Origin of the sequence: Tissierella sp. (genome assembly GCF_032104385.1) — a bacterium.
In the GTDB taxonomy this organism is placed as follows: Bacteria; Bacillota; Clostridia; order Tissierellales; family Tissierellaceae; genus Tissierella.
Genome location: NZ_DAMCHJ010000008.1, coordinates 106,946 through 119,567, shown reverse-complemented (window position 1 = coordinate 119,567; position 12,622 = coordinate 106,946). Strand labels below are relative to the sequence as shown.

The 12,622-nt window shown below is 30.9% G+C and carries 10 protein-coding genes and 2 pseudogenes; 2 read left to right on the top strand and 10 right to left on the bottom strand.

The genetic code is table 11. The features are described 5' to 3' along the window. Window positions 1–68 precede the first annotated feature (68 nt). The 7 genes and pseudogenes from RT714_RS09800 to RT714_RS09770 all read right to left on the bottom strand — a co-directional run. A pseudogene (locus RT714_RS09800) lies at window positions 69–566 on the bottom strand (homoserine dehydrogenase); the annotation flags it as partial. Between the two features lie 18 nt (window positions 567–584). Then, a complete protein-coding gene (locus tag RT714_RS09795; protein ID WP_313757389.1) occupies window positions 585–1,106 on the bottom strand; it encodes a hypothetical protein in 522 nt (173 codons plus the stop codon). Window positions 1,107–1,156: 50 nt separating this feature from the next. Continuing rightward, entirely contained in the window at window positions 1,157–2,359 is a 1,203-nt protein-coding gene (gene thrC, locus RT714_RS09790; RefSeq protein WP_313757388.1) for a threonine synthase, read from the bottom strand. A gap of 152 nt (window positions 2,360–2,511) precedes the next feature. Continuing rightward, window positions 2,512–3,732: a dicarboxylate/amino acid:cation symporter gene (locus RT714_RS09785; RefSeq protein ID WP_313757387.1), complete on the bottom strand. Its 1,221-nt coding sequence runs from the start codon at window positions 3,730–3,732 to the stop codon at window positions 2,512–2,514. A gap of 66 nt (window positions 3,733–3,798) precedes the next feature. After that, on the bottom strand, window positions 3,799–4,695 hold the full coding sequence (locus RT714_RS09780) for a dihydrodipicolinate synthase family protein (protein ID WP_313757386.1): 897 nt from the start codon (window positions 4,693–4,695) through the stop codon (window positions 3,799–3,801). 97 nt (window positions 4,696–4,792) lie between these two features. Then, window positions 4,793–6,079 carry an aminotransferase class V-fold PLP-dependent enzyme gene (locus tag RT714_RS09775; RefSeq protein ID WP_313757385.1) on the bottom strand — a complete coding sequence of 429 codons (1,287 nt, stop codon included), beginning with the start codon at window positions 6,077–6,079 and terminating at the stop codon, window positions 4,793–4,795. Window positions 6,080–6,121: 42 nt separating this feature from the next. Then, window positions 6,122–7,195 carry an alanine--glyoxylate aminotransferase family protein gene (locus tag RT714_RS09770; RefSeq protein WP_313757384.1) on the bottom strand — a complete coding sequence of 358 codons (1,074 nt, stop codon included), beginning with the start codon at window positions 7,193–7,195 and terminating at the stop codon, window positions 6,122–6,124. Window positions 7,196–7,402: 207 nt separating this feature from the next. On the opposite strand from RT714_RS09770, the gene RT714_RS09765 reads away from it, so the two are divergent. Together RT714_RS09765 and RT714_RS15945 are read left to right on the top strand one after the other, a co-directional pair. After that, entirely contained in the window at window positions 7,403–8,302 is a 900-nt protein-coding gene (locus RT714_RS09765) for a LysR family transcriptional regulator (protein WP_313757383.1), read from the top strand. Window positions 8,303–8,651: 349 nt separating this feature from the next. Beyond that, window positions 8,652–8,777, top strand: a pseudogene (locus tag RT714_RS15945) (IS3 family transposase); the annotation flags it as partial. A gap of 13 nt (window positions 8,778–8,790) precedes the next feature. Here the strand turns inward: RT714_RS15945 and RT714_RS09760 are convergent. The 3 genes from RT714_RS09760 to RT714_RS09750 form a co-directional block, all read right to left on the bottom strand. After that, on the bottom strand, window positions 8,791–9,786 hold the full coding sequence (locus RT714_RS09760; protein ID WP_313757382.1) for a D-cysteine desulfhydrase family protein: 996 nt from the start codon (window positions 9,784–9,786) through the stop codon (window positions 8,791–8,793). Between the two features lie 150 nt (window positions 9,787–9,936). After that, window positions 9,937–10,929 carry a lipoate--protein ligase gene (locus RT714_RS09755; protein WP_313757381.1) on the bottom strand — a complete coding sequence of 331 codons (993 nt, stop codon included), beginning with the start codon at window positions 10,927–10,929 and terminating at the stop codon, window positions 9,937–9,939. Window positions 10,930–10,956: 27 nt separating this feature from the next. Next, entirely contained in the window at window positions 10,957–12,588 is a 1,632-nt protein-coding gene (locus RT714_RS09750) for an MBL fold metallo-hydrolase (RefSeq protein WP_313757380.1), read from the bottom strand. Window positions 12,589–12,622 lie beyond the last annotated feature (34 nt).

Sequence of the window (12,622 nt, the reverse complement as noted above, 5' to 3'; positions counted from 1 at the left end):
ATATTTCAAGTTTATACAAAATTTTATATACTGTGATCTCTTCGCTAAATTTAGCCAAAAGATTCATGTTAATATCTAGTAAATTTATATCCTCTTTTTATATTAATAAGATCTCTCAAAATCGATGCGGCAGCTGGTATTACTCCTGATGCTCCACCAATAATAGTCAAATCTCCTAAAGTATCAGAAGTGTATCTTACTGCTTTACTTTTCCCATCTACCCCAAAAAGAGGATTATCTATATCTAATTTTTCAAGCTTAACTGACATCTTTAATCCTTCTTTCGTCCTAATTGTTCTACCCACCAATTTATATTTTAGCCCTTCTTTTGCTGCTTCTTCAATATCAGAAGCTTTTATAGAAGTAATACCTTCTACATTGATATCCTTCATGGTCTTTTCTTCATTCATAAGAACATTAGTTAAGATTAATAGCTTAGTAGCAGTATCCCACCCCTCTACATCAAGCGTTGGATCTGTTTCAGCAATCCCTAACTTTTGAGCCTTTTCTAATGCTTCTTTATATTCTACTTTTTCTTTCTCCATTTCATTTATAATAAAGTTAGTTGTTCCATTTAGTCCCCCTTAAATAGTTTCTATAGTTGACCCTGCCATATCAATAATCCCACCATTTATTGTTGGCAATGCTCCACCGGAAGTACATCCTATTCCTAACTGTACATTATTTTGGTAAGCAATTTCATTTAACTTTTTATAGTCTAGTAAAATTGGACCTTTATTTGCTGTAATTACATGAAAACCATTTTCTAATGATTTGGTAATATAGGTCATCCCTGGCTCACCAGTTTTTATATTTGTAGGAGTCATTTCAATTATAATATCTACATCTTTATTTTCTAACAAAGTATTAAATGTTATATTTTGAGAACCCCCTATAGGATAATTAATTATATCTTTATTTGCATTTGAATAATCCACAAACTTATTAATATCAATTCCTTCTGAATCATACACTCCACCTTTAGACGATATTACATACTTTACTTTAGGATTTATTCCTTCCCTAAGTAGTTCAGAACTTTTATTTATTAATAACTGAAGAAAAGCCCTTCCTACCCCTCCGAATCCTATAATAGCTATTCTCATAATAATTCTCCCTTCCATAATAGAGTAATAAAAACTGATACATATTATAATCAACTTCTTATAATATTATCAAGCTCCTCTATTCTACATTCCATTAATTCTAAATCATGTTCTTCTAATGCAGCAGTATATTTAAGTCCAGAGGCAGTAACTATGCATACTACTCTATCTTCAGCTTTAATATAGTTTATATTTTTTAGTTTTTCCGCTGCTGCTAAGGAAGTAGCTGAAGCTGGTTGTGCAAAAATGCCTAATCTAGCTAATCTTTTCTGTGCATTTATTATTTCTGCTTCACTGACAGTCACAATAGTACCACCATTTTTTCTTATCATTCTAAGAACTTGATTTCCACTAGGTGGCGTAGGATTTTGTATTGCTTGGGCTATGGTCTTAGGATTTTGAAACCTTTCCACATTTATCATATTATTATGGAATGCATTATAAATTGGTGCACATCCTGCTGCTTGAACACAAATTATCTTAGGAATCTTGTCTATTATATTAGCATTTCTAAACTCTCTAAATCCTTTTTCTATCCCCCGTATATTTCCTCCTGCAGATGTAGGAACTATTACATAATCTGGAATATTAAATTTAAGTTGTTCACAGATTTCAAAAGCAATTGTTTTATAGCCTTCAACTCTATAAGGTACATCAGAATTAATAAAATGTATTTCATTTTCAAGGCCTAGTTTGAAGCTTTCAGAGTAAAGTCTACCATAATCACCCTCAACCTTAATCAATTTTGGCCCATATATGGCAATAGGTTTTAGCTTCTCATCAGCAATATCACCTTTTACAAGTACAATAGTTTCTAGGTTTGCCTTCGCTCCATATGCTGCAATTGATGTAGCCATATTTCCTGACGAAACAGTCCCTATCCTTCTATATCCCAAGTCTATTGCTCTATATACACCAGTGATAGTGCCCCTATCTTTAAAGGACCATGTAGGATTTTGTCCTTCATTTTTAAAGTAAATACCATTTAAGTCATACTCATTAGCTATTTCCTTTGATTCTACAAGAGGAGTAAATCCTTCCCCTAAGGTAATATCCCTATCTATATTTAAAAATGGATAGAATTCTTCGTATCTTTCTAGCATACTTTGTTCTAGTATGTTCCCATCCTTTATTTTTCCTATCTTTACCTCTTCTAACTCTAAAGGTTCATGACAAACCTCACATCTAAAGTCAATAGTCTCCTTTGAATACACCTTTTTACAGTTTGTACAGTAAAGGTTATTATTTTTCATATAATTCCTCCTTTTGCTATATAGATTAATTGTATTATATAGGGATTTAGATATCTAGACATTTTTACATTAATAATTAATTTAAAAGACTTCTCGTAACCAATTGGTTATTTGAAGTCTTTTAATTAATTTAGAAGTTTATATGTTTAATTCTATGGCTTTACGTTTTTTATTACAGAATTGTTAAACTCATTTACATCTATTTCTCCGATATTAGCTGCAACTATTGTAGTTCCTACTAAGTCGCCAGTTATATTCGTTGTAGTATGACCGATATCTATTATCGGCCAAATAGCTGCAAATATTGGTACTAATGTTAGAGGTAAGTTTAAGGTTTGTAATAAAATCGTAGACATTACTATACCAGCACCTTTTACTCCAGCTGCTCCAATAGATAATATTAGTCCTAGGAACATAAACTGTAGCATTAAAGGCAAAGTAATTGGAAGGTCATAAACATTTGCTGCAAATACAGATATTACTCCAAGAGCTACTGCCATACCATCCATATTTACTGTAGCACCTAAAGGTAAAGTAAAGCCATATATTTTTTCTGGTATTTTTAAGTTTTTGTCTGCAACGTTCATAGATATTGGTAATGTTGCTGCAGATGAAGTAGTACTTGCTGCTACTAACATAGCTGGTGCTATGGCACGATAGAATTGTCGCGGACTTAATTTCCCAATATATTTAAGTATGATTGGATACACTACTAATATCATAAGAGTTAAAGCTAAGTAATCTGTTAATATAAATTTCCCTACCTCTGCCAACATCTTACTACCTAATGTTCCTACCATTTCGGCAATTAAAGCTAATATACCATAAGGTGCAAATCCCATTACAATATCTGTAATTTTTATCATTGTTTCAGCACTTTGATCAACTATTTCAACTAGTTTTTTTACCTTTTCACCTAACAATAATAATGCAATTCCCATAAATACTGAGAAGAAAATTATTTGTAGCATGTTTCCAGTAACTAGAGATTCTATTGGATTAGTAGGAATCCAACTAATTACATTTTCTAAGAAGTTAAAATTAGATACTTCTACAGTAGCTCCTTGATCTAAAATTCCTATAACTTCTTTACCTGGTTTCATTATCAATGCCATTATCATACCACTAGTTGCTGCGAATAAAGAAGAAAATATATAATATATTCCTACTCTGCCGCCCACAGTTCTTAGTGATTTGATATCTTCCATTTTAGTGATTCCACTAACAATAGTAAAGAATGTTAGAGGTACAATTAACATTTTTAATAGTCTTAGAAATACTTCTCCTAATGGTTTAAGTACAGATGCTTTTTCTCCAAGTGTAACACCTAAAATAATTCCAATTACAATACATATGAAAATTTTAATATGCATTTTTTGATTAAACCACCACTTCATGTATTAGCACCATCCTTTAGCTATTTTTATATTGACTAAATCCTATAGTACCTCTGCATTTCTTAAAATTTCTTTTAATTTTTCTTTTTCTTGAGCCTTAAGCTGTAATAATGGTTTTCTAACAAGTCCTCCTGCAAATCCTAATAAATCACATGCGTACTTCAATCCAGCTATTCCAAATGCCCCTGTTACTGCGCTATTTACCGGAAATACTCTTTCGTATATTTCTCTTGATTTTTCAATATTTCCCTTATCAAATTCTTTTTGTATATCTACACATTCACCTGGACAACTATTTACTAAGGCCATTATAGCACCTTCAATACCTATAGCAAGGGCAGGGAACCAGGCCGATGCTGTACCTACTAACAGATTAAACTTGTCCATATCTACAACTCTCTTAAAATCAACTAACTGTGGTACACTACCTGAACTATCTTTCATTCCAATAATGTTTGGATGTTTGCTCAATACTCCAACAGCCTTAGGAGAAATATTTATGTGTGTAAATTTAGTTACATTATATATTAATATTGGAATATTTACATTGTCTGCAACCTCTTTAAAATAGTTAATTAATGCTTCGTCATTCATTTTCCCAGCATAGTAAAATGGTGTTAATATAAGTGCACAATCTGCTCCTAAGTCTGCTGCTTTGTTTGTAAGCTCAATAGTAGCCCTTGTAGATTCCATTCCAGTACCTACCATTACAAACTTTCCTTCTTTTTTGTGCTTAACTGTTAGTTCTATTAGTTTCAACTTTTCTTCTTCTGATAAATAGACAGTTTCACTATTGGAACCTAGTACCAGATATCCGGCCAAATCATATTCATTCCATTTTTCCATATTTTTTACATGCTTTTCAAAATCTACCTCATCATTTCCATTAAATGGAGTTATCATTGGTGGTATAACTCCTTTAATCTTAAAATATGACATATATATCCTCCTTTTTTGGGGAAATTATACAGCCCCCATATTTTTATATTTAATTTCATACAGGATTAACTTATCCTTGTAAGAAATCTATGACATATTAAAGCCCTTTTACTATTTCTTTTGTTATTCTTAGAAAAGCATCTATATCATCTATATCATGACAATGTATAGGTGATATTCTAATAGCACCCTTTAATCCTAATGACTCGACAATTCTCTTAGAATATAAGCTAGTTGATACCCTTTCATATACAATTACATTTTTCTCTTCATATCTTTTAACAGCTTCAGTAAAATCCATACCTTCTATTTCAATAGCAACAATTAGATCTCTGGTTGACAAATCTGGATAATCTAATAAAACCTTAACACCCTTCATATTTCTCAATCCTTCAATCTCTTTAGAGCCATTCAATAGCCTAAATAACAATGCTCTCTCATGTAAAGCTATCCCCTTCATCCCTTGATCAAATAGCTCCTTACGATCCCCATCACCAGCTAATTTTTCTCCTAACCAGCAAACATAACCCACAATTTCACTTATAGAAGCATATTGTGCCGGTGCAGGGCTCCCTAGATTCCATTCTTTAGAAGGCTTTGCTATTAATTTATGGTGTGGTAAACTAGCTACTCTATCAGATACATAGGCAACTCCTGAGCCTCTTACTCCAAAGAATTTATATGGAGCAAAGTTAATTGCATCTACTCCTATAGAGTCAACATCTATTTTCCCATGCGGTGCATGCTGTACTGCATCACAAATTATGAATAAATCGGGTTTTACTTCTCTAGCCTTTTTTACAATTCCCTCAATGTCTAAAATTGCTCCAGATATATTTGATGCATATATAATACTTAATAAACACGTATCGTTATCTATCAGCTTTACAATTTCCTCTATATCAACAGCACCTGTTTCACAATTAGATCTTGCTATTCTAAGTTCTTTTCCTGTCTTTTTTGCATAAAATTCGCAAGCATCGTAAGCTGATGGATGCTCAAGCATAGTTGTTACAATATTATTCCCATCTACATTTTCAGCAATAACTCCAGTAATTTCAAATATAGTTTTAGAAGCACTTAGAGACATAAAAATACTACCGTTAGATGCATTAAGTATTGTTCTTATATCCTCTTCTCCTTTTTTTACTATATCTTTTAAGTATATTGCATTTCTATGTACTCTTTCTGGACAGTCTCCTATTGACTCAACTTTTTGAAAGCTATCCAAAGAACTTTTTAGTCTAAATGATCCTCCCGCGTTATCGAAAAACAACCTTTTATTTCCTAATTGATCTTCATCAACGTAGTAAAAACGTTCTTTTATTTCCTTTTGTAAGTCTGAAGCAAATAGTTTACCTTCATGACAAAGTTTTGTTACCATTGTCTTTACCTTCTTTCTGTTAAACTTGTAATTCATCCCTATTTATCGAATATTGTTAACTACTTGATTTAAAGCATATAAAAATACTATTACATCATTTTCTGAAACATATCCCATAGTTCCTACCCTAAAAACGTCTTCTGCTAAAGGTGCTAAGCCTCCATTTACTATAATGTTTTTCTTTGATAATTCAGATACTATATATTTTGATTTTCCTGGAGCATAAACAGCAGTTAAAGTAGGAGAGGCAAATTTTTCATCCTTTGCAAAAAGTCCCAATCCAGCCTCTTTTACACCCTTGATTATTAGTTCAGTATTAGTACGATGTCTGAAATATAAATTATCTAGACCTTCTTCAAATATCATTTTAAGGGCCTCATCAACTGCAAATACTGTATAAACAGCAGGTGTAGTTAAAGTTTGGTGTATCTCATTAAATTTACTTGCTTTCTTATAGTCAAAATAATGTTTTGGAAACTTAGATTCCTCTACTCTACTCCATGCTTTTTCACTAAGAGATACAAAAGCTAATCCTGCCGGAGCCATTAAAGCTTTTTGAGAAGATGTTAATACCACATCTATATGCCAATCATCCATTTTCATTTCTAATCCACCTAATCCACTAACAGAATCTGTTATTAATAACGCATTAGTGTCCTTTATAGCTTTACCGAAGGCTTCTAAATCGTTATATACTCCTGTAGAGCTTTCATTATGTACAACAAAAACTCCTTTAGTAGATTTGTTAACTTCTTTCATAACTCTGTTAACATCAGCTGTTTCTCCAAGCTCAAATTTAACTCTCTTAACCTTCAATCCATATATTTCTGCCATAAGGGCAAACTGTTCACTAAAATTACCTATTATAGGTACTACTATCTCATCATCAGAAGAAAAGCAATTTTGTATTACTGATTCCATAGCACCTGTACCTGAAGATGTAAGTAATAAAACTTCTTGTTCTGTTCCAAAAACCTTTTTCAGATTACTTGTTACTCTTTCTTGAATTATAGAGTATTCTTTGGAACGATGTGAAATTGATTCTCTGTTCATTGCCTTCAATACCCTATGAGGTATTGCTGTAGGTCCTACCATCATCTGAATCTTTTTTTCCATTAAAACGCCCTCCCCTTATATTGAACTATATAAAATTTCAATGATTTGTAAAATAATTTACCTAGACAAACTAATATCACTTTATTTGGATATATCAGTATCACTTCTTTCAATTAGAAGTATATCACTTTCTTAATAGTTTGAATAATGAATCATTTTGTTATATAATATCTATATCATAGATATTATATATATGGAGGTAATTATATGGACATATCTAACATTGAAGCATTCCTTGCCATAGTAGAAACCCAGAGTTTATTGAAAGCATCAGAAAAACTTTTTCTCTCTCAATCTACTGTAAGTAATCGACTAGATGTATTAGAAGAAGAACTGGGCGTTCAACTGATAAAAAGATATCGAGGAAAGCGATTTATTACATTAACTTCAAAAGGAGAAGAATTTATGCCAATCGCTAGACGTTGGATGTCTTTAAAAAAAGATACTAATGTTTGGGCAAATCAAGAAACTTCATTAAAATTAAACATCGGATCAGTAGACAGCTTAAATACTTATGTCTTTCCACCTCTGTTTAAAAAGATTATTTCAAATGAAAGTCAACTCAAAATCAGCGTAAGTTCTCATTGGTCTAACACCGTATTTGGTCTTTTAGAATCTTATGAAATAGATATTGGTCTTGTCCCTAGATTAATTAAAACAAATAGCTTAGTAAGTGAACCTATATTTAGCGAAAAGTTGGTTTTAGTAAGCAATTCTTTAGTTTCCAGTTTTGAAGACTTTGTACATCCTCAAGACTTAGATTTAGCAAAAGAAATAGGGCTAGATTGGGGTCCAGCTTTCCAAATCTGGCATGATATTTGGTGGGATCCTAATGATTCTATAAATATTGCTGTAGACACTGCAGGACTTATTTTTAATTTCATTGACATACCAGGTTCCTGGGCTATTGTAACTGAAAATATTGCCCATATTTTTAAAAACATACAGCCTATTAAAATTTCTGAACTTATAGAGCCCCCTCCTGAGAGAACATGTTACAAAATTAAACATAGAAATCCACTGACGCGAGCTATGGAACCTCTAAAAATCTTTGAAAATAATCTTAATGAGTTTATTAAAGACAATCCCTTTATAAAAATGATTTAGTAGTGGAAGGATATACCTCAGGTAAATATTCAATGCTATACTTAGCAGATAAATATAATATTACTTATTCTGTTATTAGAGGTTGACTTAATAATATTAATCATAAAGGTGTAGCTAAGTTCTCAATCCCTGAATATAGTAGAAAACTTTATTTAAGCCCAATTAATGTAATTTCCATATTCAACAGTAATAGAGGGTTTTAATATAAAAGCAATCTCTTTAGAGATAAAATTAAGGAAGTTTGTATGACTCAAAGCATATCTAGAGTTAGTAAATATATAAACAATGGTTCTATGAAAGGATTTTTTAGTTCTTTAAAAGCTGGAATGTTTTATGGAAAAAGTTTAAAACACTCGAAGAATTAATAGAAAAGATAGTTGAACAAATTAAATCTTACAACGTAAAGAGATTTCAAAAAAGACTAAGATGCATGGCTACTTTAGAATATCGAAACCATGCATCCAAATGTTCATAACATTTTAGTTGAATTAACAATCTTTTATATCCGCTAAACTCCTGGCAAAGCTATTCCAACCAAATATACCACCAGTGTGAATAAATAATATATTTTTATGTTTATTAAATGTTCCTTTTTTAATTTCTTCCACTAATCCATACATTGCCTTGCCAGTATATACTGGGTCTAAAATTACACCTTCCTTTTTAGCTAAATTCTGAATAAATTCTATTTCTTGAGGCTCACTCAAAGCGTATCCTCTTCCCACATATCCATCTAGAATTTTTATATCTTCTTTCCCCACTAAAACTTCTTCACCTGTATATTTATATATTTCCTTAAATAACTCCAATATAGTATTTGTAAAATATTCAGCATTATCACATACATTTACTCCATAAATTATTGCATCATTATTATTTATATAATTTCCATAATATAATCCTGCATAAGTTCCTCCTGAACCAACGGCAGTAACTATTGCATCAAATTTAATATTAAGTTCTTTTTCTTGCTCCAATATCTCTTCCATGGCTTTATAATATCCAAACGAACCAATTCCATTAGATGCCCCCTCTGGGAGTATATATGCCTTATGTCCTTCTTTATCTAACTCTTTTTTAATTTCTTTCATAATATCCATTCTACTATTTTTATATTCTTCAGGAGTAATAAACTTAATTTTTGCTCCTAGCATCTTATCTAAAAAATAATTCCCCTCTACTTCTGAATCTTCTTTTCCTCTAAGTACAAGATAAGCACCCATACCAATCTTTGCTGCTACTGCTGCTGTTGCTCTAGCATGATTTGATTGAATGCCTCCGCAGGTAATTAAATAATCGCAACCATTATCCAAAGCCTCCTGTACTGCAAACTCTAACTTTCTTACCTTATTTCCTGATATTTCACTGCCTGTTTGGTCATCTCTTTTTATATAAATTTGTGTTCCTAGCTCTTGGCTTATTCTGTCTAATTTTTCAATTCTAGTTGGTAGATTTGCAAAACCAATTCTTTTTGGTAATTTCATAAGTTTTCCCCCTTATATTTAGACTATTCATTTTAATTACATTATATATCTAAATCATTACTCAACCAATAGTTTCTTTTAAAGATAAAAAACTAGCAGCTAAAGCTCTATATAATTTTGAGTTTTAGCTGCTAAAATTAAGATTATTTGCTATTGAAACATTAAATCCATAAATTCTTCTTTGGAGATATTACCAAAATATTTTTCCAAAGGTTCACTTTCTATAACTTTTAATACTTCTGTCTTTTCATATTTTATTCCATTTAATTTTTCCTGAAGCAATTTTACATCTTCTGTACCAAAAAAATCTCCATAAATCTTAATATCTGAAATCAATCCACTTACTAAATTAAATCTAATATCTATGCTTCCAAAATTAAATCTTCTATAATTTTGATAATGTGATTTTGGAGATTCTCCATAATTCCATTCCCAAGTAGAATATTTTTCTTTAAATAATTTTTGAATATTATCTAAATCTTCCTTAGATAATCTATGCTCCTCAGGTTCTAAGCCTTCCATTCCAAATATACTTTTTAATAAAACATCTCTAAACTCATAAATATTTATATCCTTATTTATATAAGGTTTTATGTTAGTTACCCTACTCTTTACTGATTTTACTCCCTTAGATTCAATTTTATCTTGTTTTACTCTTAGGGCATTTGACAATATATCTAATTCAGTATCGAATAATAATGTGCCATGATTTAAAACTCTCTTCTTCCATACTGATTGAGCTATACCTGAAAACTTCTTCCCATCTATAGTAATATCATTTCTACCAGATAATTCACAATTAATACCAAGTTTTTCTAAAGATTTAACTATTGGAATATTATATTTTTTAAAATCAATTTTCTCTGCACCTGTTGACATAGATATAATACTAAAGTTAAGATTCCCTAAATCATGATATACTGCTCCTCCGCCAGTTATTCTCCTTACAACCTTTATACCTCTTTCATCTACAAAATCTTGGTTTACTTCTTCAATAGTGTTTTGATTTTTACCTACTATTATTGCAGGTCCATTTATCCAAAGTATTACATAATCATCTTTAAGGTCTAGACTTTTAAAGCAATACTCTTCAAAAGCTAAATTATATCGTGGATCATTTGAGCTGTTTACTAAATATTTCATATTATCCTCCTATATATAAAGGTTTTTTCATCTTCCTACCATGATATTCAAATCCATTAATCTATGCTGTATATCAATTAATTGATTTTTGATTTCATCATATCTTTGGATTAGAATTTTATTATCAATCATTTGGCTAGATTTATCTATTAATGCTTCAAATTGATTATATGCTATTCTAAATTCATTTTCAATATCTCTCCTTACAACATCCGGTAATATCTCTATACTCTTTGTTAATTCAACCTCATCTCCATCAATATTAAAACTATTTCCTATATCAGGGATTATAGTTTCTATTTTATATAGATGTCCGATAAGAGTTGAAAGTGCAATTGCTGATTCTTCTTCACCATGAACAATGAATATTTTCTTAGGCTTTTTCTTAAACTTATTTACCCAATCAAGCAGTATATTTTGGTCAGCATGTCCTGAAAATCCTTCTATATCATAAATTTCTGCTCCTACATTAATTTCTTCCCCAAGTATTTTTACTTGTTTTTTTCCATCTAAAAGTATTCTTCCCAAAGTTCCCTCAGCTTGATATCCAACAAAAACTAAACTATTTCTCTTATCCCATAAATTATGCTTTAAATGGTGTCTTATTCTACCAGCTGTAGCCATTCCACTTGAAGATATTATTACCTTTGGAAATGTATATTTATTTAATGCCATTGATTCTTCTTGACTTTTTATATATCTTAAATTATCAAATTCAAAGGGGTTATCTCCTTTTAATACAAGAGTTCTTGCTTCTTCATTAAAGCTACTAGAATTTTTCTCAAATGCTTCTGTAGCCTCTACTGCCATTGGACTATCTATATAAATTGGAATCCTCATATGTTCCTCTATAGATGGATTATATTCATAATATTTATTTAGCTGATAAATAAGCTCTTGAGTTCTTCCTACTGCAAAGGAGGGAATAAGTACAGTTCCTCCTCGTATTACAGTTTTATTAATTATATCTATTAATTTCTCAGTACTTTCTTCGAAACTTTCATGTATAGTATTACCATAGGTGGATTCAATGATAAGATAATCTGCTTCATCTATATAGTCTGGATTGTTAATAATGGGTCTACCTGGCATACCTAAATCTCCTGAGAAAACTAACTTTACTTCTTCACTTCCTTCTTTAACCCATAGTTCCACTATAGCTGAGCCTAAAATATGCCCTGCATCCTTAAATCTAATTTGGATATTATCATTTATTTTTATCTTTTGGTCTATAAAATATGGTTCAAAATATTTCAAACTACTTTCTGCATTGTCCATAGTATATAGTGGTTCTATAGGTGGTTTCCCAGCCCTTTGTCTTTTCCTATTTTCCCATTCCACATCTGATTCCTGTATCTTCGCACTATCCTTTAACATAATTTTACATAAATCATAGGTAGCATTTGTAGTTATTATTCTACCTGTAAAACCTTCCTTTACTAATTTAGGAATTCTACCACTATGATCTATATGTGCATGTGTCAATATAAGAAAATCTATTTCCTTGGGATCATAAGGAAAATCATTATAATTTAACCTTTCTATTTCTTCATTTCCCTGAAACATTCCACAGTCTATAAGTATATTATATTTTTCAGTTTTCACAAGATAGTTAGAACCAGTAACCATTTTTGCCGCACCATAAAATTTAATATCCATAACCTTACCCCCAATAATATATTTCTATTATCAA

Coding starts and splice junctions, on each gene's coding strand:
- RT714_RS09755 (WP_313757381.1), bottom strand. CDS start 10,929: ATGAAATATTTAGTAAACAGCTCAAATGATCCACGATATAATTTAGCT.
- RT714_RS09775 (WP_313757385.1), bottom strand. CDS start 6,079: ATGGTAACAAAACTTTGTCATGAAGGTAAACTATTTGCTTCAGACTTA.
- RT714_RS09780 (WP_313757386.1), bottom strand. CDS start 4,695: ATGTCATATTTTAAGATTAAAGGAGTTATACCACCAATGATAACTCCA.
- RT714_RS09770 (WP_313757384.1), bottom strand. CDS start 7,195: ATGGAAAAAAAGATTCAGATGATGGTAGGACCTACAGCAATACCTCAT.
- RT714_RS09760 (WP_313757382.1), bottom strand. CDS start 9,786: ATGAAATTACCAAAAAGAATTGGTTTTGCAAATCTACCAACTAGAATT.
- thrC (WP_313757388.1), bottom strand. CDS start 2,359: ATGAAAAATAATAACCTTTACTGTACAAACTGTAAAAAGGTGTATTCA.
- RT714_RS09785 (WP_313757387.1), bottom strand. CDS start 3,732: ATGCATATTAAAATTTTCATATGTATTGTAATTGGAATTATTTTAGGT.
- RT714_RS09750 (WP_313757380.1), bottom strand. CDS start 12,588: ATGGATATTAAATTTTATGGTGCGGCAAAAATGGTTACTGGTTCTAAC.
- RT714_RS09795 (WP_313757389.1), bottom strand. CDS start 1,106: ATGAGAATAGCTATTATAGGATTCGGAGGGGTAGGAAGGGCTTTTCTT.
- RT714_RS09765 (WP_313757383.1), top strand. CDS start 7,403: ATGGACATATCTAACATTGAAGCATTCCTTGCCATAGTAGAAACCCAG.